Origin of the sequence: Streptomyces sp. NPDC055243 (genome assembly GCF_044544025.1) — a bacterium.
Classification (GTDB): domain Bacteria; phylum Actinomycetota; class Actinomycetes; order Streptomycetales; family Streptomycetaceae; genus Streptomyces.
The window spans coordinates 1-20350 of the sequence record NZ_JBITWR010000013.1 but is presented as its reverse complement, the minus strand read 5'-3'; the positions used below and the strand labels follow the sequence as shown (position 1 = coordinate 20350).

16 protein-coding genes, 2 pseudogenes and 2 riboswitches are annotated in these 20350 nt (G+C 71.7%); of the genes and pseudogenes, 12 read left to right on the top strand and 6 right to left on the bottom strand.

Annotated elements, in window-relative coordinates; genetic code table 11:
* Position 1: 1 nt before the first annotated feature.
* Entirely contained in the window at positions 2-394 is a 393-nt protein-coding gene (locus tag ACIGXX_RS31540; RefSeq protein WP_366464402.1) for an energy-coupling factor ABC transporter substrate-binding protein, read from the bottom strand.
* Positions 394-1149: an energy-coupling factor ABC transporter permease gene (locus ACIGXX_RS31535; RefSeq protein WP_399980691.1), complete on the bottom strand. Its 756-nt coding sequence runs from the start codon at positions 1147-1149 to the stop codon at positions 394-396. The genes ACIGXX_RS31540 and ACIGXX_RS31535 overlap by 1 nt, the downstream gene beginning before the upstream one ends.
* Before the next feature lie 29 nt (positions 1150-1178).
* A riboswitch (cobalamin riboswitch) is annotated at positions 1179-1363 on the bottom strand.
* A gap of 254 nt (positions 1364-1617) precedes the next feature.
* Positions 1618-1836: riboswitch (cobalamin riboswitch) on the top strand.
* Positions 1837-1997: 161 nt separating this feature from the next.
* Between ACIGXX_RS31535 and metE the strand changes: the two genes are divergently transcribed.
* A complete protein-coding gene (gene metE / locus ACIGXX_RS31530; RefSeq protein WP_399980688.1) occupies positions 1998-4319 on the top strand; it encodes a 5-methyltetrahydropteroyltriglutamate--homocysteine S-methyltransferase in 2322 nt (773 codons plus the stop codon).
* A 101-nt stretch (positions 4320-4420) separates the two neighbouring features.
* On the top strand, positions 4421-7534 hold the full coding sequence (locus ACIGXX_RS31525) for an NACHT domain-containing protein (RefSeq protein ID WP_399980685.1): 3114 nt from the start codon (positions 4421-4423) through the stop codon (positions 7532-7534).
* Positions 7535-7555: 21 nt separating this feature from the next.
* On the opposite strand, the gene ACIGXX_RS31520 is transcribed toward ACIGXX_RS31525, so the two are convergent.
* On the bottom strand, positions 7556-7981 hold the full coding sequence (locus tag ACIGXX_RS31520) for a MarR family winged helix-turn-helix transcriptional regulator (protein ID WP_351164475.1): 426 nt from the start codon (positions 7979-7981) through the stop codon (positions 7556-7558).
* Positions 7982-8231: 250 nt separating this feature from the next.
* Here ACIGXX_RS31520 and ACIGXX_RS31515 point away from each other — a divergent pair, with 250 nt between their 5' ends.
* The 6 genes from ACIGXX_RS31515 to ACIGXX_RS31490 are packed head-to-tail and all read left to right on the top strand — an operon-like array spanning position 8232 to position 14893.
* Entirely contained in the window at positions 8232-9155 is a 924-nt protein-coding gene (locus ACIGXX_RS31515; protein ID WP_383821654.1) for an SDR family NAD(P)-dependent oxidoreductase, read from the top strand.
* A gap of 5 nt (positions 9156-9160) precedes the next feature.
* A complete protein-coding gene (locus ACIGXX_RS31510) occupies positions 9161-10033 on the top strand; it encodes an amidohydrolase family protein (protein WP_399981038.1) in 873 nt (290 codons plus the stop codon).
* Positions 10034-10043: 10 nt separating this feature from the next.
* Positions 10044-11618 carry a long-chain fatty acid--CoA ligase gene (locus ACIGXX_RS31505; RefSeq protein WP_399980682.1) on the top strand — a complete coding sequence of 525 codons (1575 nt, stop codon included), beginning with the start codon at positions 10044-10046 and terminating at the stop codon, positions 11616-11618.
* Entirely contained in the window at positions 11615-12070 is a 456-nt protein-coding gene (locus ACIGXX_RS31500) for a MaoC family dehydratase (RefSeq protein ID WP_351164216.1), read from the top strand. Before ACIGXX_RS31505 ends, ACIGXX_RS31500 begins: the two co-directional genes overlap by 4 nt.
* Before the next feature lie 13 nt (positions 12071-12083).
* On the top strand, positions 12084-13481 hold the full coding sequence (locus ACIGXX_RS31495) for an MFS transporter (RefSeq protein WP_399980678.1): 1398 nt from the start codon (positions 12084-12086) through the stop codon (positions 13479-13481).
* Positions 13478-14893, top strand: coding sequence for a hypothetical protein (locus ACIGXX_RS31490; protein WP_399980675.1), 1416 nt, complete (start codon positions 13478-13480; stop codon positions 14891-14893). Before ACIGXX_RS31495 ends, ACIGXX_RS31490 begins: the two co-directional genes overlap by 4 nt.
* Before the next feature lie 156 nt (positions 14894-15049).
* Here the strand turns inward: ACIGXX_RS31490 and ACIGXX_RS31485 are convergent, their stop codons facing one another.
* Complete coding sequence (locus ACIGXX_RS31485; protein ID WP_399980671.1) at positions 15050-15847, bottom strand: VOC family protein; 798 nt, start codon at positions 15845-15847, stop codon at positions 15050-15052.
* A 332-nt stretch (positions 15848-16179) separates the two neighbouring features.
* Between ACIGXX_RS31485 and ACIGXX_RS31480 the strand changes: the two genes are divergently transcribed.
* The gene (locus ACIGXX_RS31480) at positions 16180-16422 is read left to right on the top strand and encodes a hypothetical protein (RefSeq protein WP_399980668.1); all 243 of its coding nucleotides are present in this window, start codon (positions 16180-16182) and stop codon (positions 16420-16422) included.
* Between the two features lie 84 nt (positions 16423-16506).
* Positions 16507-17712, top strand: a complete 1206-nt coding sequence (locus tag ACIGXX_RS31475) for a cytochrome P450 (protein ID WP_399980665.1) — start codon at positions 16507-16509, stop codon at positions 17710-17712.
* 97 nt (positions 17713-17809) lie between these two features.
* Here ACIGXX_RS31475 and ACIGXX_RS31470 read toward each other — a convergent pair whose 3' ends face one another.
* On the bottom strand, positions 17810-18703 hold the full coding sequence (locus ACIGXX_RS31470; protein ID WP_399980662.1) for a LysR substrate-binding domain-containing protein: 894 nt from the start codon (positions 18701-18703) through the stop codon (positions 17810-17812).
* Between the two features lie 71 nt (positions 18704-18774).
* Between ACIGXX_RS31470 and ACIGXX_RS31465 the strand changes: the two genes are divergently transcribed.
* Positions 18775-19998 carry an FAD-dependent monooxygenase gene (locus ACIGXX_RS31465; RefSeq protein ID WP_399980659.1) on the top strand — a complete coding sequence of 408 codons (1224 nt, stop codon included), beginning with the start codon at positions 18775-18777 and terminating at the stop codon, positions 19996-19998.
* Positions 19999-20106: 108 nt separating this feature from the next.
* Here the strand turns inward: ACIGXX_RS31465 and ACIGXX_RS31460 are convergent.
* Positions 20107-20202: pseudogene (locus tag ACIGXX_RS31460) on the bottom strand (pirin family protein); the annotation flags it as partial.
* 1 nt (position 20203) lies between these two features.
* On the opposite strand from ACIGXX_RS31460, the pseudogene ACIGXX_RS31455 reads away from it, so the two are divergent.
* Positions 20204-20350: pseudogene (locus ACIGXX_RS31455) on the top strand (IS110 family transposase); the annotation flags it as partial.

Sequence of the window (20350 nt, the reverse complement as noted above, 5' to 3'; positions counted from 1 at the left end):
GTCAGACCTGCTCGGTCTCGGCCCGGGCGCTCTCCCCGTCGGCGGTCCGCTCCGTGGCGGCCTTCCCGGCTGTGGCGGCCTTCTCGGCCAGTGCGAGCTCGGCGCCCTGGCGGCGTCCCTTGCGCAGACCGAAGTAGTACGCGAGGACGCCCGCGCCCAGCGCCGCCTGAAGGGCGAAGAGCGCGGACTCGATCTCCCCGGAGGGGGGTTCGTACAGCGGCGAGAACCAGGGTTCGTAGTCCGGCTCGATCTCGGTGATCGCGGTCTCGGCCTGGGCGTCGGCCCCGGCGAACGGCTCCTTCTCGTCGTCGCCGAGACCGAGCGCCAGCGGCAGCACGGCGAGCGCGGCGACGATGAGGAGGAGCAGAGTGTTGATCTTCGCGTTGCGGCTCATCAGGCGCTGGCCCCCGTCTCCGTCTGCTTCTCCGTCGTCACGTTCTTCTCTGCCGTCACGTTCTTCCCTGCGGTCACGGCCGCTGACGACTTGTCCCGCAGCAGGACGCCGAGCCGGGTGAGCTCACCCTTGCTCGACTGCACGAGCAGCCGCATCACCACGACGGTGAGCAGGCCCTCGCTGACGGCCAGCGGGATCTGGGTGACGGCGAAGATGCCGCCGAACTTGCCCAGGGCGCCGAGGAATCCGCTGCTCGGGTCGGGGAACGCCAGGGCCAGCTGGACGCTGGTGACGCAGTACGTGGACAGGTCGGCGACGAAGGCGCCGAAGAACACGGCGACCATGAGCGGCACGTCGTACCGCTTCAGGAGGCGGTAGACGGCGTATCCGGCCCATGGCCCGACGATCGCCATGGAGAACACGTTGGCGCCGAGCGTGGTGAGCCCGCCGTGGGCCAGCAGCAGCGCCTGGAACAGCAGCGTGATGGTGCCGAGGACCGCCATGATCGGCGGCCGGAACAGGATCGCGCCGAGGCCCGTGCCCGTCGGGTGCGAGCAACTGCCCGTGACGGAGGGGATCTTCAGTGCGGAAAGGACGAAAGTGAAGGCACCGGATGCGCCCAGGAGCAGGGTGCTCTCCGGGTGCTCCTTGACCTCACGCGTCAGGGAGCGGACTCCGTGGACGACGAACGGCGCGGACGCTACGCCCCAGGCGATCGCGTGCGCCGGCGGGAGGAAACCCTCGGCTATGTGCATGGCTAAGCAGACCCTCTCCAGCACCTCGTGGATGGACAACGCGCCTTGGCCGGTCTCCTGGCTGACGGGTCGTACCGACCGGACTCCGCCTTCCCGGGTGCGTGAGCACCCAGTGGCTGCCGCGAGGGCTGGAGCCGGACTTCCCGATCACAGTGGCGAGGGCCGCACCGGCATCACACCGGATTTCCCGAGCACCAAGGCGTGGTGACCCTAGTGCTCGATCGAGCCTCCTGACAACTTGCGGGACCGCCCCGGCTGTGGCACGCGCGAGCGCACACGACCAGGGCGTACGCCCCTGGTCAGCCCATGTGCCTCGACCGTGTGCGCCCGGCTCGCGCGAGGTTCAGGAGTGGGCGGGCCATCGATCGCGCGACGGTCCTGGAGCTGATGGCGGACCGCCCCGCCGCCGTGTCTCACCTCACGGTCCGGAATGTGATCAGTACTGCCCAAGAGGCCGGACCACCCCTTAGCCTGACCGGTGCAGCTGGTTCGCCCTGTCCGCCAGGCAGGAGCGTCGTAAGAGGGAACCCGGTGGGAATCCGGGACTGCCCCGCAGCGGTGAGTGGGAACGACCGCCGTCATGAGCACTGGATCCGAGCGCGGATCCGGGAAGCGACGGCCAGTAGGAACCTGTTTCGGCAGGTGTGCCCGCGAGTCCGAAGACCTGCCCGTTGCCCGTACGTGACCCCTCACGTGCGGACATCCCGGTGACCTCGTGGGCGGGTCGGCGTCGGATCAGGTGGAGCACCGTGCCGCAGGCGCGCGTTCGGTCCATCCGGTCCGTCATCCCTTCGCGTCCGTGTCCCGTCCCCGGGATGCTCAGGAGTCATCTCGCGAAGGAGATTTCCGTGACAGCGAAGTCCGCAGCCGCGGCAGCACGGTCCACCGTGTACGGCTACCCCCGCCAGGGCCCCGACCGGGAACTGAAGAAGGCCGTCGAGGGGTACTGGAAGGGCCGCGTCACCGCCGACGCCCTCCGGGACACCGCGGCGCAGCTGCGCCGGTCCACCTGGCGGCATCTGGCCGACGCCGGCATCGACGAAGTGCCGACCGGCGACTTCTCGTACTACGACCACGTCCTGGACACCAGCGTCATGGTCGGCGCGATCCCCCAGCGGCACCGCGAGGCCGTCGACACCGATCCGCTCGACGGATACTTCGCGATGGCCCGCGGCACCCAGGACGTGGCGCCGCTGGAGATGACCAAGTGGTTCGACACCAACTACCACTACCTCGTACCGGAGCTGGGCCCGGACACCGTCTTCACCGCCGACTCGGCCAAGCAGGTCGCCGAGCTGAAGGAGGCGATCGCGCTCGGCCTCGCGGCCCGCCCGGTCCTCGTCGGCCCGGTCACCTATCTGCTGCTCGCCAAGCCCGCGCCCGGCGTGGCCGCCGGCTTCGAGCCGCTCACCCTCCTGGACCGTCTGCTTCCCGTGTACGCCGAGGTCCTCGCCGACCTGCGCGCCGCGGGCGCCGAGTGGGTGCAGCTCGACGAGCCCGCCCTGGTCCAGGACCGCACCCCGGCCGAACTCAACGCCGCCGCGCGCGCCTACCGCGACCTGGGCGCCCTCACCGACCGCCCGAAGCTCCTGGTCGGCTCCTACTTCGGCAGGCTCGGCGAGGCGCTTCCGGTGCTCGCCAAGGCACCGGTCGACGGCCTCGCCCTGGACTTCACCGAGGCCGCCGCCAGCCAGCTCCAGGACCTCGCCGCCGTCGGCGGTCTGCCCGGCAAGCGTCTTGTCGCGGGCGTCGTCAACGGCCGCAACATCTGGATCAACGACCTGGAGAAGTCGCTGTCCACCCTGGGCACGCTCCTGGGCCTCGCCGACCGGGTCGACGTCTCCGCGTCCTGCTCCCTGCTGCACGTCCCGCTGGACTCCACCGCCGAGCGGGACATCGACCCGCAGATCGCCCGCTGGCTGGCCTTCGCCCACCAGAAGACCGCCGAGATCGCCACGCTCGCCCGCGGCCTGGCCCAGGGCACGGGCGCCATCGCGGCCGAACTGTCGGCCAACCGCGCCGACTTGGCGTCCCGCTCGGGCTCCGCCCTCACCCACGACCCGGCCGTACGCTCCCGCGTCGCCGCCGTCACCGAAACCGACGCCCGCCGCGCACATGCCTACCCGGAGCGGGCGGCGGCCCAGCGGACGCGGCTGGGCCTGCCGCAGCTGCCCACGACCACCATCGGCTCGTTCCCGCAGACCGCCGAACTGCGCACGGCACGGGCCGACTTGCGTGCGGGACGTATCGACACCGCCGGGTACGAGGAGCGCATCAGGAACGAGATCCGCGAGGTCCTGGCCTTCCAGGAGAAGGCGGGCATCGACGTCCTGGTGCACGGCGAGCCCGAACGCAACGACATGGTGCAGTACTTCGCCGAGCAGCTCACCGGCTACCTCGCCACACAGCACGGCTGGGTCCAATCCTACGGCACCCGCTATGTGCGCCCGCCGGTCCTGGCAGGGGACATCTCGCGGCCCGAGCCGATGACGGTGCGCTGGACCTCGTACGCCAACTCCCTCACCGACCGTCCCGTCAAGGGCATGCTCACCGGTCCCGTCACCATGCTCGCCTGGTCCTTCGTCCGCGACGACCAGCCGCTCGGCGACACCGCGCGCCAGGTCGCCCTCGCCCTGCGCGACGAGGTCGACGACCTGGAGACGGCGGGCACTTCGGTCATCCAGGTCGACGAGCCCGCTCTGCGCGAGACCCTGCCGCTGCGCGCCGCCGAGCACCCCGCGTACCTGGAGTGGGCCACGGAGTCCTTCCGCCTCACCACCAGCGGCGTACGCCCGGACACCCAGATCCACACGCACATGTGCTACGCGGAGTTCGGCGACATCGTCCAGGCCATCGACGACCTCGACGCCGACGTCATCAGCCTGGAGGCCGCCCGCTCGCACATGCAGGTGGCCCGCGAACTGGCCGAGCACGGCTACCCGCGCGAGGCGGGTCCCGGCGTGTACGACATCCACTCCCCGCGCGTACCGAGCGCGCAGGAGGCGGCGGCCCTGCTGCGCAAGGGACTTGAGGCCATCCCCGCCGAACGGCTGTGGGTGAACCCGGACTGCGGCCTCAAGACCCGCGGCTGGCCCGAGACCCGGGCCTCCCTGGAGAACCTGGTCGCGGCGGCACGGGAGGTGAGGGCGGAACTGCCCGAGCGTCGCTGACCCGAACAAGCGGACCGGGGCGGCCATGTGGGGACGCATGGCCGCCCCGCCCGCCATGATGGACGCACTGGCCGTTCCGTCACGGAGCTGGGAGGCGACCGGTGCCCAGGGGGATGAGTTACGCGGACGCGGTGCGCCTGCTGGGCGGGGCGGACAGTCCCGCGCTCGCGGCCCTCGACCGGCTGACCGGCGGCGCGCTCCTGGTGGCCACCGGCGGCGGGTCCGCTCTGGCGTTGAGCCTGTTCGACGCCCGGGGCGAACTGGCCCGCCTGAGCCGGTCCCTGTTCTCCGGCCTCGCGGAGCGCTCGCGCGGCCTCGGCCGGTTCGACCGCACTCAACGCCTTGCAGCGGCGCACGCCGTCGTGGTGTTGGCCTCGTACTTCGACACGCTCAAGGAACTCGATCTCCCCTTCGACGGGCGGGAGTTGAGTGTCGGCAGGGCGGACGCCCTCCGCATGACCACCGGCCGGACGCCGGAGTCCGGGCGGCTCGCGGCCCTCGCGGACGAGCTGCTGCACGCCGAGGTGCCGATGCCCGCGCCGCACCGTCCCTACGAGTCGGAGCTCGTTACGCTGCGCGGCTTCTACGGCGGGCTCTCCGATCAGGTCCTGGAGTACGTGTCGGGCTGTGCGGCCTGGGAGGCCGTGCCGGAGCGGGAGCGGGAGGAGCTGCGGGCCTCCCTGGTGGAGTCCGCTCCCCGACGGGCCGTATCCGCGTACGAGATCATGTACCGGCGCCTCGCGGCCGAGTTCCCCGAGGTGGCCGTCTGGGTCAGCATCACCGACCACCAGGCGACCCGTCACGAGGTCCGCCGCATCGAAGGCACGCTGCGGCACCTGGAGGAAGCGGTCGCCAGGGCGGCCGACGGGCGGGTCGCGGCCGAGCGGTACGTGGCGTTGAACCGCGCGTCGCGGGCGGCGATGAACGCGCCATTGCTGTCCCTGGAGGACCTTCCCGAGGGCCTGGTGGTCCCCACGCTCGGCGCGGGATACATCTCCCCGGACTTCAAGGTGGCCGCTTTCGGGGCGGCCGACCGCCTCTCGGAGGAGTCCTGGTGGGAGGAGCGCCCCGTCCACCAGGACCTGGAAGGCTATCTGGCGGGTCTGTTCACCGCGCCGCAGGCCGTGGAGACGCCGCTCCTGCTCCTGGGGCAGCCGGGGTCGGGCAAGTCCGTGCTGACCCGCGTCCTGGCGGCGCGGCTGCCTGCCGACGACTTTCTCGTCGTACGGGTGCCGCTGTCCGCCGTACCCGCGGACGCGGCGATCCAGGACCAGATCGAGACAGCGATCCGCGACGCCACCGGGGAGGCCATGGCCTGGCCCGACGTGACGCGCACGGTGCGCCGTGCGCTGCCCGTCGTCCTGCTCGACGGCTTCGACGAACTCCTCCAGGCCACCGGTGTGAGCCAGTCCGACTACATACAGAAGGTGGCCGCCTTCCAGCAGCGCGAGGCCGCGCACGGCCGCCCGCTGGCCGTGGTCGTCACCAGCCGTACGGCGGTCGCCGACCGGGCCCGCCTCTCGCCGGGCGGCATCGCCGTACGCCTTGAGCCCTTCAGCGACGAGCAGGTGACGCGGTGGCTCGACCTGTGGAACCGGACCAACGCGGGGTACTTCCGTCACCAGTCCCTGCTGCCCCTGTCTCCGGAGCATGTGCTGACGCAGCGTGAACTGGGCTCCCAGCCGCTGCTGTTGCTGATGGTCGCGCTGTACGACGCGCAGAACAACGCGTTCCGGCGCGAGCACGGAGAACTCGCGGGCTTCGACCTCTACGAACGGCTCCTGGCCCGCTTCGCGGCACGCGAGGTCAGCAAGAGCGATCCGGGGCTGACCGCAGAACAGCTGGCCCACGCGGTGGAGGCCGAGCTGCTGTGCCTGTCCGTGACCGCCTTCGCCATGGTCAACCGCGGCAGGCAGTGGGTCACCGAGGAGGAGCTGACGGCAGACCTGGAGGTACTTCTGCCACAGCGCGCCCACGCGACACGTCCCGCCGATCTGCGGGCCGCGCTCACGCCGGGGCAGGTGGTCGTGGGCCGGTTCTTCTTCATCCACCGGGCCGAGGCGTCGCGGGACGGGGTGCGGCTGCGGTCCTTCGAGTTCCTGCACTCCACCTTCGGTGAATTCCTGGTGGCACGGCTGGCACTGCGGGAACTCGAAGACCTCGCGAGGGCGGCTCGCGCTGACGCCCACCGGGTCCGGGTTCCCGCCCCCGACGACGCGTTCCTCCACGCGCTGCTCTCCTACCAGGCGCTCTCCGTCCGGTCCGCCACCCTCACCTTCCTCCACCAGGCCCTGAAGCGGCTGCCCACGGAGCAGCTCTCGGCGCTGCGACCGCTGCTCCTGCGGCTCTTCCACTCCGCGCTCCATGCCAGGCAGGAACGCGCCTTCGACGGATACCGGCCCGCGGACTCTCCCGTACCGGCCCGGCACGCCTCCTGGGCCGCGAACCTGGTGCTGCTCCTGGCCCTGCTCGGCCGACCGGTGCAGGGGCGGGAGCTGTTTCCCGAGGAGGAGCCCGCGCATCACTGGAACCGGTTGACGACCTTGCTCAAGTCTCAGCTCACGTACGAGGGCTGGCGTACGTTCGGGCGCACACTCGCCCTGGAGCGCACCTGGCTGGAGGAGTTGAAGGACGTCCGCATCACGCTGGCCGACATCGATTCGGGCACGGCTCCCGTCGCCCCCGCGATCGATCCGTACTGGACGTACGGCATCGAGCCCGGCAGCGACCAGCGTGGGCACGTCTCCTGGATGAGGGGCGACGAGGAACCCTGGCGCCGGGAGACCCACCTGCTGTGCGACATGGACCGCGACATCCTGCAGCACGCGCTGGAGCCCTTGTGCGAGGCCGGGCTCGGCATGGCCGTCACCGACTTCGCGGGCTACTGGGAGGATCACAGCGTCTCGGCCGCCCATGTCCTGCTGGGGCTCTGGGCCGCCCGGCACGCGGGTTCCGCACCGGCCCCGCCCTCGGAGCTGCACCGCGTCGCGCTCCATGTCGCGCTGCACAGCCTGCCCGGATCGGAGCCCGAGTTCCAGGACTTCATCGAACGCTATCTCCGCAGCGTGCTCCACGAATGGCGGGCGATCGGACACGACCCGGGCGAGGCGTGGATCGAGCAGACCATGGCCATCGTGCGCACCAATCACTCCGGCAACACCGCGGGCCCGGAACTCGACCGTCAAGAGAGTGCCCTGATGGGCGATCCGGACTGATCCCCGCCCAGCAGTGACCCCTCAGCCCCCGCCCGTATGGGCCACCCGGGACAGCAGCACGTGCAGCGTCTCCCGCTCCTCCCGGTCCAGCGGGGCCAGGAGTTCGTCGGTGACGCCTCGGGCCACCTCGTCCGAGTCGCGCAGGAAGTCGTGGCCCGCCGGGGCCAGGGCGACGATGCGGCGGCGGCGGTCGTCGGGGGCCGGGCGGCGTTCGACGAAGCCGAGGCGTTCCAGGTCGTCGACCAGGCCGACGATCGCGCTGGGGTCGTAGCCCAGCTCCTGGCTCAGTTCGCGCTGGGCCGCGCCTTCCACCGTGGCCAGGTAGCGCAACAGCGCGTAGTGGCGCAGCCGCAGGCCGGATCTCTGGAGCGCCGCGTTGAAGAGCTGCCCCGAGCGCAGGCCGAGGCGGTAGAGCAGGTAGCCCGCGTCGGCGTGCAGGCCGCGCATCCAGGGCGCGCCCTCGTCGACGGACCCTTCCTCCACGGGCTCGGCGGTCGTCTTCCGGCTGGTGGTCATGAGGGGCGCTCTCCCTGATCGGTGCTCTGCGGGCGTACGGCGGTCATCGGCGGTCGTCGGTGACAGTGTCCAGCATGCCGCAATATCGATGTTGGAAACAATCATTGACGACAACAATGGTTTGTCTTAGCTTCCTTTCTGCCATCTCTCTTTCGCTGCCTGTTGAAGGGGTTTCCCAGTGCTGGACTCATACACCGTGGACCTGCGCGGCAAGGTCGCCGTCGTCACGGGATCGGGGCGCGGCCTCGGCCTCGCCTACGCCTGTGCCCTCGCTCGCGCCGGCGCGTCGGTGGTCGTCAACGACGTCGACGCCGAAGCGGCCGAACGCGCCGTCAAGACCATCACCGGGGCAGGCGGGCGCGCCGTCGCGGAGGTGGCCGCCGTCGGCACCGGCGAGGCCGCCGACCGCCTTGTCGCCCGCGCCGTCGAGGAGTTCGGGCGGCTGGACGCGATGGTGACCAACGCAGGAATCCTGCGCGACCGGGTGCTGTGGAAGATGACCGACGAGGACTTCGACGCGGTCGTCACCACCCACCTGCGCGGCACCTTCACCTGCGCCCGCGCCGCCGCCGTACGCATGCGGGAGCAGGGCGAGGGCGGCAGCCTGATCCTGGTCGGCTCCCCCGCCGGACAGCGCGGCAACTTCGGGCAGACCAACTACGCCGCCGCCAAGGCCGGGATCGCGGCCATGGTGCGTACGTGGTCGATGGAGCTGGCCAGGGCCGGCATCACCGTCAACGCGATCGTGCCGGTGGCCGCCACCGCGATGACCGAGACCATCCCCGCCTTCGCCCCGTACATCGAGGCCATGAAGGAGGGGCAGCCGCTGCCGGACTTCCTGCGCAAGGGCGAGGGCTTCGGGACGGCCGACGACTGTGCCGCACTCGTCCCCTTCCTCGCCTCCCGCTTCGCCCGCGAGGTGACCGGGCAGTGCGTCGGCATCGGCGGCGACCGGCTCGCCCTGTGGTCGCATCCGCGGGAGGCGTCCGTGGCGTACGCGGACGGCGGCTGGACACCGCAGACCATCGCCGCCGCCTGGCACACCTCGGTCGGCAGCGCCCCGGAGACGGTCGGCATCCCCGCGCCCAAGATCCCAGGAGCGTGAGGGAGTTGAACCTCTCCGAACTCACCGCGATCGACGTCCACACGCACGCCGAGGTCTCCTCCCAGGGGCACGCCTCCCTCGACGAGGACCTCGACGCCGCCTCCAGCGCGTACTTCAAGGTCGAGGGGCGCAACCGCAAGCCCACCCTCCAGGAGATGGCCGCCTACTACCGCGAGCGCAAGATGGCCGCCGTCGTCTTCACCGTGGACGCCGAGTCCGCCACCGGCACCCTGCCCGTCCCGAACGAGGAGGTCGCCGAGGCCGCCGCCGCCCACCCCGACGTACTGATCCCGTTCGCCTCCATCGACCCGTTCCGGGGGAAGGCGGGCGTGCGACAGGCCCGCAGGCTCGTGCAGGAGTACGGGGTGAAGGGCTTCAAGTTCCATCCGAGCATCCAGGGCTTCTTCCCCAACGACCGTGCTCTGGCCTACGCGTTGTACGAGGTCATCGAGGAGAGCGGCTGCGTCGCCCTCTTCCACACCGGGCAGACCGGCATCGGCGCGGGCCTGCCCGGGGGCGGCGGCATCCGGCTGAAGTACTCGAACCCGATGCACGTCGACGACGTCGCCGCCGACTTCCCCCATCTGAAGATCATCCTGGCGCACCCCTCCTTCCCCTGGCAGGACGAAGCCCTCGCCGTCGCCACGCACAAGCCGGGCGTGCACATCGACCTGTCGGGGTGGTCGCCGAAGTACTTCCCGCCCCAACTCGTGCACTACGCCAACACCTTGCTCAAGGACAAGGTGCTCTTCGGCTCCGACTTCCCCGTGCTCACCCCCGACCGCTGGCTCGCCGACTTCGCGAAGCTGGCGATCAAGGACGAGGTCCGCCCCAAGATCCTCAAGGAGAACGCCGCCCGTCTGCTCGGGCTCAAGTAGAGGGGGCGCCATGCGCAACGAAGGACTCGGCTCCTGGCCCGCGCGCCGGGCCCGCAAGACCCCGCACCGCGCCGCCCTCACCCACGAGGGCCGCACCATCACGTACGCCGCCCTGCACTCCCGCGTCCTGCGGCTCGCGCACGCCCTGCGCGCCCGAGGCGTCCGGCGCGGGGACCGGGTCGCCTACCTCGGGCCCAACCATCCGTCCTTCCTGGAGACCTTCTTCGCGGCAGGAGCACTCGGCGCGGTCTTCGTGCCGCTCAACACCCGCCTGGCCGCGCCCGAGCTCGCGTACCAACTGGCCGACGCGGGCGCCCGCACGCTGGTGCACTCCCCCGCGCAGGCCGGTGTCGTGGCGGAGCTGCGGCAGGAGGCTGGCCCCGGGGATCTCCTCGTCGAAGCGGGACAGGTGGGCCTCTTCGTCGAAGTGGGCTCGCAGTACGAGGAGTTGGTCCAGGCAGCCCGGTCCGTCGAGGAACCTCTGGACGAAGCGGTCAGCCGGGACGACGTGTGCCTCCTGATGTACACCTCCGGCACCACGGGCCGCCCCAAGGGCGCCATGCTCACCCACGCCAACCTCACCTGGAACGCCGTCAACGTCCTCGTCGACGCCGACCTCACCGCCGACACCGTGGCCCTGGTCTCCGCCCCGCTCTTCCACGCGGCGGCGCTGGGCATGCTCGCCCTGCCCGTGCTCCTCAAGGGCGGCCACTGCGTGCTCGTCGAGTCCTTCGACCCCACCGAAGCCCTCGGCCTGGTCGAACGGCACGGCGTCAGCGCGATGTTCGGGGTCCCCACGATGTACGAGCGTCTCACCCGCGAGCCGCCCTGGCACACGGCCGACCTGTCCTCGCTGCGGATTCTGATGTGCGGCGGGGCTCCCGTGCCGACCCCGCTGATCGAGGCGTACGCGGAGCGCGGGCTCGCCTTCCAGCAGGGGTACGGCATGACGGAGGCCGCGCCCGGCGCGCTCTATCTCGACGCCGAGCACGCGGAGCGCAAGGCGGGCACGGCCGGGGTGCCGCACTTCTTCACCGACGTACGCGTCGTACGTCCCGACCTCAGCCCGGCGGCCACCGGGGAGACCGGCGAGATCCTGGTGCGCGGTCCCCACGTCATGCTCGGCTACTGGCAGTTGCCGGACGAGACCGCCGCCGTCTTCACCGACGGCTGGTTCCGCACCGGCGACGCGGCCCGGGTCGACGCCGACGGCTTCGTCACCATCGCCGACCGCCTCAAAGACATGATCATCTCCGGCGGCGAGAACATCTACCCCGCCGAGGTCGAGAGCGCGCTGCTCGCCCACCCCGACGTGGTGGAGTGCGCCGTCATCGGCGTGCCGGACGCGCGCTGGGGCGAGGTGCCGCGCGCCGTCGTCGTGCCCCGCGACGGCACGGACCCCGCCCCGGACGACGTACTCGGCTTCCTGGCCGGCCGGCTCGCCAAGTACAAGATCCCCAAGTCGGTGGTGTGCGTGCCCGAACTGCCGCGCACCGCCTCCGGGAAGCTCCACAAGCCCAGCCTGCGCCGCGACCACGGCGGCGCCCCACAGACACCCACACCTGAAGGAGAGACACCCCGATGACCGTCACCGCCAACGGACTTGACGAACTGCACGCCCTCGCCGGAAGCGAACTCGGCGTCACCGACTGGCTGGAGGTCGGCCAAGGCCGCATCGACACCTTCGCCGACGCGACCGACGACCACCAGTGGATCCACACCGACCCCGAGAAGGCCGCACAAGGCCCCTTCGGCGCGCCGATCGCGCACGGCTATCTCACGCTCTCCCTCTTCATCCCGCTCTTCACCGATCTCCTCGACGTCCAGGGCGTCACCACGAAGGTCAACTACGGCCTGGACAAGGTGCGCTTCCCCTCCCCCGTGAAGGCCGGCGCCCGGATACGTCTGCGCGCCACGCTCGCCTCCGTCGACGAGGTGCGCGGCGGAGTGCAGATCGCCGTCGACGGCACGGTCGAGATCGAGGGCGGCGACAAGCCCGCCTGCGTCCTGCGCAGCCTGTCCCGCTTCTACGCCTGAGGAGCCCCGCACCATGACGCACCCACCCGCGGGAGAGGCGAGCCCCGCGTCCGAACCCGACGACAGAGCACGGCAGTTGCGCCGCGTCGCCCTGTCCGGTCTGCTCGGCACGGCCATCGAGTTCTACGACTTCCTCGTCTACGGCACCGTCGCCGCGCTCGTCTTCGGCGACCTCTTCTTCCCCGAGGCCGACCCGGCGGTCGGCACGGTCGCCGCCTTCGGCACGTTCGCCGCGGGCTATCTCGCCCGGCCCCTCGGCGGCATCGTCTTCGGCCACTTCGGCGACCGGCTCGGCCGCAAGTCGATGATGCTCCTGACCATGGTCCTGATGGGCGCGGGCAGCTTCCTCATCGGACTGCTGCCCACGTACGACGCGATCGGCGTCTGGGCGCCCGTCCTGCTCGTCCTGCTCCGCGTCGTGCAGGGCATCGCGATCGGCGGCGAGTGGGGCGGCGCCACGCTCATGGTCGCCGAGCACGCGGGCGACCGGCCGCGCGGCCTGTGGACCAGTTTCACCCAACTCGGCGCCCCGCTGGGCACGGTGCTCTCCACCGGAGTCGTCGCGCTGGTGAGCCTCCTGCCCGACGACGACTTCCGGTCCTGGGGCTGGCGGGTGCCGTTCCTGCTCTCCTTCCTGCTGCTCGGCGCAGGCCTGTACATCCGCCTCAAGGTCACCGAGAGCCCGCTGTTCACCTCGCTCTCGCAGCGGCGCGAGCGCGCGCGGATGCCGCTGCTCGAAGTCCTGCGCGCGCCGCGCCCGGTCCTGCTCGCCTCGGCGGTCGGCATCGGCCCGTTCACCGCGCAGGCGCTGATGACCAGCTTCATGATCTCGTACGCCGTCGACGAGGGGTACACGCGCCCGCAGGTGCTCACCGGGGTCACCGTCGCCTCCTGCGTGGCCCTGGTCGTGCTGCCGTGCGCCAACCTCCTCTCCGACCGCTTCGGGCGCCGTCCCCTGGTCCTTGCCGGGGCGCTCCTCTCGGCGGCCACCGCCTTCCCGGTCTTCGCGCTCGTGGACAGCCACCGGCCCGGCCTGCTGATCCTCGCCTGCGTGATCGGGCACGGGATCGCGCAGTCCGTGATGTACGGGCCGCTGGGCGCGCTGTTCAGCGAGATGTTCTCGACGCGGGTGCGCTACACCGGTGCCTCGCTCGGCTACCAGACGGCGACGCTGCTGGGCGCGGGCTTCTCTCCGTTGATCGCCAGCGGGCTGCTCGCCGCGTACGACTCCAGCGATGCCATAGCGCTGCTGCTCGTGGCCGGGGGCCTGATCACCGCGCTCGCCGTCTGGCGGGTCAAGGAGACGAACGCCCGCGATCTCGCCGTGCAGGGCGCTTCGCCCACACCGTCCGCGCCGCCCACCATGTCATCCCCCTCCGCCGCGTCCTCCGTACAAGGAGAATCCACATGACACGCACCACCCGGCCACGCACCACCCGGCGGTCCGCGGTGGTCGCTCCCGCGGCCCTGCTGCTCCTCCTGTCCGCCGCGGTCCCGGCCTCCGCCACGCCATCCGCCGCCGCCCGTCACCTGGAGGGCACCCTCCCGTCCGGCGCCACGTACGTGATCGACACCCCGGACGACTGGAACGGCACCGTCCTGCTCTTCAGCCACGGCTACCGCCCCGAAGGCTCCCCCAACCCGGCCGTGAACACCTCCGACGAGCCCACCAAGAAGCTGCTCCTGAAGGAGGGTTACGCACTCGTCGGCTCCTCGTACGCGACGACCGGCTGGTCCGTGGAGCAGGCGGTGCCCGACCAGCTGGCCGCGCTCGACACCTTCCGAGGGGAGGTCGGCGAGGCCCGGCGGACGCTCGCCTGGGGCCAGTCGCTCGGCGGTCTGGTCACCACGACCATCGCCGAGCGCCACCCGGCGCGCATCGACGGCTCCCTGTCCCTGTGCGGCCTCGTGCACGGCTCGGTAGCCAACTGGAACTCCACGCTGGACGCCACGTTCGCCCTGCGCACCCTCCTCGCGCCCGACTCCGGTGACGGAAGCATCCGGTTGACCGGATTCAAGGACGCCGCCGACGCGGCCGTCTCCGCCAAGCGGCTCGGCGAGAAGCTGGGCACCGCGCAGAACTCCCCGGATGGCCGGGCCCGCATCGCCCTCGCCGCCGCGCTGCACGACATCCCGGGCTGGAACGACCCGGCCACGCCCCGCCCCGCCCCGGACGACTACCCAGCCCAGCAGGCGAACCAGTACACGGCGGTACGCGGCCTGGTGGCGCAGCCCGGCTTCGCCTGGCGGGAGGAGGCCGAACGCCGCGCGGGCGGCAACATGTCCTGGAACACGGGCGTCGACTACGCGGCGATGCTGGCCCGCTCCGCCCACCACAAGGAGGTCAAGGCCCTCTACAAGGCGGCCGGCCTGTCCCTCCGGAGCGACCTGCGCGACCTCGCCCGCGCGCCGCGCGTCGGCGCCGAGCCCCGCGCGGTGCGCTACATGGCCGACCACGCGGCGCCCTCCGGCCGCCTGAGCAAGCCCCAGCTCGCCGTCCACACCACCGGCGACGCGCTCGTCCCCGTCGAGGTGGAGAGCGCCTACCGGCAGGCGGTGACCGCCGCGGGCCGCGCCCCGCTGCTGCGCCAGGCCTATACCGAGAACGCCGGGCACTGCACCTTCAGCCCGGCCGAACAGCTCGCCGCCGTGCACACGATCGACCACCGGACCACGACGGGCCACTGGTCCGACACCTCACCGGCCGCCCTCAACTCCCGCGCCCGGCAAGCCGATCCGACCACCGCGGCCCGCTACGCGACGTACCGCCCCGGCCCGTACCCGCGCCCCTTCCAGGGGGCGCCTCAGGGGTTGTCCAGATAGGCGAGAACGGCCAGGACACGACGTCCGAGGCCACGCACCTCGACCACAACCACCCCCAGTCCAACGGGACTTCGGCAAGGGTTCACAGGACCGGGGTGGAGCAGGACGACCTCGCGGTGGGCCGCCAGGTCGTCCTGCTCGCTCAGCTCTCAGCTCTCAGCTCTCAGCCGGTGTCAGTACTACGAAGTCCGCGTTCGACGGGTCGAGGCAGACGGCGAGGCGGCCGACGCCCTCGACGTCCTCGGGGCCCATCTGCACACTGCCGCCGTTCTTGGTGACCTGGGCGACAGCGGCGTCGCAGTCGGTGACGGCGAAAACCGGGTGCCAGTACGGCCGCCCGCCCGTCCGCGCGAGGTCCTCCTTGCCGAGCTGCATCAGGCCGCCCTGCATGCGCTCCTCGGGACGCCCCTCGGGGGTGACGAGGGTGTATGTGCCGGCGCCGCCCGGCAGCTCCGTCTCGCTGAACTGCCAGCCGAGGACACCGCCGTAGAACTCCTTCGCGGCGGCGGTGTCGGTCGTCAACAGCTCGGTCCAGGACAGCGAGCCCGGCTCGTCCGCCAGCTCGAAGCCCGAGTTCGTGCCCGGCTGCCAGACGGCGAACTGGCCGCCCAGCGGGTCGGTGTACTGCGCCATCCGACCCCAGTCGTCGAGGTCCCTGGGCGCCACCCGCACCGTGCCACCCGCGCGCTCCACGGCCTGGGTCGTGGCGTCCGCGTCGGTGACCGTGTAATAGATCATCCAGGCCGGGCGGGCGCCCTCCTCGGTGAGCTTGCCGAGCCCGGCGACGGTCTTGCCGTCCTTCTGGAACATCCCGCCGTCCATGTCCTCGGTCTCGCCCATGGACTCGTACTCCCAGCCGAGCACCGCGCCGTAGAAGGCCGCGGCCGCCCGGACGTCGGGGGCACCGAGGTCGAGCCAACAGGGGGAGCCGGGAGTGAGATCAGTGGTGATCACGACGATTCCCTTCGCAGGTCCTTGATTCCCTTCACAGGTCCTTGCAAGACCAGCCTTGCACTCACCACTGACAGTCGCGCGTCGGCATCCCGCCGGACCGGAACCGCCCACCGGGACGCGCCCCCGAGGCCTGGCACCGCATGCCCCGCGCGGGGAAGCTGGGCGGCATGTCCATGCGAGACCGGACGGTCCGATCTATTCGAGACCGGGTGGGTCCGAGTCGACCCCGGCGTCGAGGTGCCCGAGGCGGCGGATGGCGAGTTGTGGACGGCCGGGGCGGCGATCCTCAACGAGCGGGACGAGGCGTTCGCGCAGAAGCGAGGGCCCGACCGGTGCCTGTCGGGTTCGACAACTACCGTGCCGTCGGCGGCGATCCCGCCCGGACCTTCCTCGACGTTCAGGCCGACTGCGCCCGGGAGTACGAGGACTTCGCGCCGGCGGACGGCTGGGAGATCGTCGACGTGGACGACGCCTCCGAGAGGACGGGTTCAGCCGCCGAGAAGGTGACGGCCGCCGTCCTCACCGCGGCGGCGCGACACCTCATCGGCGCTCCCCAGCTCATCGACGATCCCTAAAGTGGGGGCCACTCCCCGCTTCATGTTACGGTCGCCCTCGACCTCGAAACGGGGAGATCTCCCCACTTCCGTCCGGGAGCGTCCATGCGCACGCAGCAGCCCACCGTCGAACTCGCCGAGCTCACCGACGACTTCACCGCCGACCCCTACTCCGTCTTCTCCGCACTGCGCTCCCGCGGACCCGTCCACCACGTGCGTTTCCCCACCGGGGACGAGTCGTGGCTGGTGGTCGGGCACGAGGAGGTGCGCGCCGCGTTCGCGGCCCCCGGGCTGCGCAACGACGTGCGGCACTCGGCCGACTTCGAGGACGACGGGCTGTACGCCGTGGGCCGCAACATGCTCCAGGTCGATCCGCCCGACCACACCCGCCTGCGGGCGCTGGTGGCCCGCGAGTTCACCGCCCGCCGCGTCCAGGCGCTGCGGCCCCGCGTCCAGGAGGCCGCCGACGCGCTCCTGGACGCCGTGGCCGCCGACGGCCGTGCCGATCTGGTGGCCGCGTACGCCTATCCGCTGCCGCTCACCATCATCTGCGAGCTGCTCGGCGTGCCCGACGCGGACCGGGCCGCCTTCCGGGCGTGGTCCACGAAGGTCGTCGCCCTCGACGATCCGGAGCAGTCGGCCCGCGCCTCGCAGGAGATGGCCGTGTATCTCGCGGGGCTCGCGGAGGAGAAGCGGCGGCTGCCGGACGCGGCGGAGAGCGATCTGCTGCACGCCCTGGTCCGCGCCCACCACGGCGAGAGCCCCGACCGGCTCACCCCGGAAGAACTGCTCGGCATGGCCTTCCTGCTGCTCGTCGCAGGGCACGAGACCACCGTCAACCTCATCGCCAACGCCGTCCACCTGCTGCTCGGCCACCCCGCGCAGCTCGCCGCCCTGCGGGCCGACCCCGAGCTGCTGACGGGCGCCGTGGAGGAGACGCTCCGCTTCGAGTCACCCGCGCCGGCGGGTACGTACCGCTACGCCGCCGAGCCGATCACCATCGGCGGCACCGCGATACCTGCGGGCGCACGTGTCGTGCTCTCCATCGCCGCCGCGAACCGCGACCCCGCGCGCTTCACCGCCCCCGAACGGTTCGACATCCACCGCGATCCGGCCGCGACCCGCGCCCACCTCGCCTTCGGCCACGGCCTGCACCACTGCCTCGGCGCCCCACTGGCCCGCCTGGAGGCGACCCTGGCCCTGCGCACCCTGCTGGACCGCTTCCCCGATCTGTCCCCCGACGGCGACCGCACACCGCAGTGGCGCCCCAGCCTCATGCGCAGCCTGCAAGAGCTGCCGGTGCGCTGGTAACCACGAGGCCCCGCCACACCGGCGCATTCACCCTGGAGGGGCGGGCGTCGCGGTGTCGCGGTCTCGCGGTCTCGCGGTCTCGCGGTGTCGCCGGTGCTCATGCGAGGTGCTTCAAGGTGATACGGGCATGGGCCAGGAACGCCCGTGCCGCTGGGCTCTCGGCCCCCGCCGCCCGCCATCCCAGGGCGAGCCGACCACGCAGGGCGGGGCGGGTGGACAGCACATGAAGCCCTTCCGGGTGGTCACGGGCGATCGGCTCGGGCAGGATCGCCACGCCCATGCCGTGCGCCGCGAGCCGCGCCAGGACCCTCGGGTCGCTCGCCTCGAAGGCGATGCGCGGCCGGAACCCGGCAGCGGCACAGGCGGCGTCGATGTCTCCCCGGGTGCCGGTGGCGTGCGTGAAGGTGATCAGCGTTCGGTCGGCCAGTTCCGTCAGCGCGAGCCGGTCCCGCCCGGCCAGCGCGAGTGGGTCGTCCCGGCTCACGGCGGCCACCAGCGGTTCGTCGGCGATGATCTGGAGTTCGACGCCGGGCGGCGATGCCTGGGCCGGGGCGAGTACGGCCGCGTCGATGCGGCCGGCGGTGAGTGCCGCGGCCAGCTCGTCCGAGCTGGCCTCCCAGAGGCTGATGTCCACGGCCGGATGGCGGCGGTGGAAGGAGGCGAGGAGCCCGGGCAGATCGAGCGCGGACGCCATGGTGACCGTGCCGACCGCGACACGGCCGCGCAGCAGCCCGGTGTACTCGTCGACCGCGAGTTGGGCGCCCGCCACGGAGGCGAGCGCGGAGCGCGCGTACTCCAGCACGGTGGCACCCACCTCGGTGGGGCGGACCGCCCGGCCCGAACGGTCCAGCAGCCGCTGCCCCAGCTCGCGCTCCAACTGGCGTATCTGGGAACTCACCCCCGGCTGGGTGACGTGCAGCCGGGCCGCGGCCTTGGTGAAGCTGGCCTCCTCGACCACGGCCACCAGGTATTCGAGCTGTCGCAACTCCATAACTGAGAAGCATAGTTGGACGAAGAAGTAGTACTTGGACTTCTGAACTGTCCCTGATCGACAGTGAATCCATGGAAAACAACGAACTCGGCAGCGCCGAAGAGACCGGCATACTGATCGCGGGGGCCGGAATCGGCGGACTGACCGCCGCGCTCGCCCTCCACGCGGAGGGCATCAGGGCGACCGTCGTCGAACGCGTCCGGCAGATCGCTCCTCTCGGAGTGGGCATCACCCTCCAGCCGCACGCGGTGCGCGAACTGACCCGGCTCGGCCTCGGGGACACCCTCGCCGCGACCGGCGTCGCCACCGCCGAACAGGTCTACGCCGACGAACGCGGCGCACGCCGATTCACCGAGGCAGTCGGCGTGGCGGCCGGGTACCGCTGGCCCCAGTACGCGGTCCACCGGGGCGAATTGCAGCTCCTGCTGCTCGACGCGGTGCGCGAGCGGCTCGGCCCGGACGCGGTCCGCACGGGAACGCGCCTCGAGTCCTTCGTCGACGAGCAGGACACGGTACGGGTCCGGGTGACCGACCGGGCGACCGGGCTACCGACGGTGATCGAGGCCCAGGCGCTGGTCGGCGCGGACGGGGCCCGGTCCACGGTACGGGCGGCGCTGCACGCGCAGGAGGGCCCGATGCGCTGGTCGGGGGCGCGGATGTGGCGGGGCGTCACGGAGGTGACGCCCTTTCTGACGGGCCGATCCTCGGTCATCGCGTACGACCGGCGGAACGTCCAGCTGGTCGTGTACCCGATCTCGGCGCGGCGTCCGCTGGTCAACTGGGTGTGCGCGGCGCCCGAGGCAGGGCCGGGGCCGCTGATCGAGAGCGCGGGCTGGAATCGCGAGGGGAGCGCCGACGACGTACTGCGCCACCTCGAGGGCTGGGACTTCGCCGCGCTCGGCGTGGACCTCCACAGGCTGGTCACCGGCAGCCCGGCCATCTTCGAGTACCCCATGGTGGACCGTGATCCGCTGCCGCGTTGGGGGCGGGGGCGTACGACACTGCTCGGCGACGCCGCCCACCCCCTGTACCCGACGGGCGCCAACGGCGCCTCCCAGGCGATCGTGGACGCCCGGACCCTCGCGGCGCAACTGGCGGCCGGGGGCGGCGTGACCGCCTCGCTCGCCCGCTACGAGGAGGCGCGCATCGGACCCACGGGGGACGTGCTGCGCGCGAATCGGCAGATGGACCGGAGCATGCGCGGAAGAAGGGGCAACGACTCGGTCGCCACGATCACGGCCAGATACCGGCGGACGACGGGCGGAGACGTACCGACGGTCAACGCGAAGGCGTGACACCGGAGCGCCTCGCCCCCGCCGAACGTCTTGCCGGAAGTCTTCGCCCCGACCACTGAACACACCGCGCGGGGACGGGAGTTGCCGCCCGGCCGCCGACGGGAACGATCAGCGCACCCGCCCCCGCGGCTTCAGCGGCACCGGCGGCAAGTCCGGTGCAGGGATCCGGTCGCCGTCGTAGCCCTTCACCTCCCCGAAGCGCGAGCGCATGCAGCACCCGGCCGTGCTCAAAATGCTGGACCAGTTCGGCTCGCCGACCCAGATCCGCAAAGCCGGACGCCGACGGCTGATCAACCTGATCCGGCCGAAGGCCCCGCGGATGGCCGAGCGACTGATCAACGATGTCTTCACC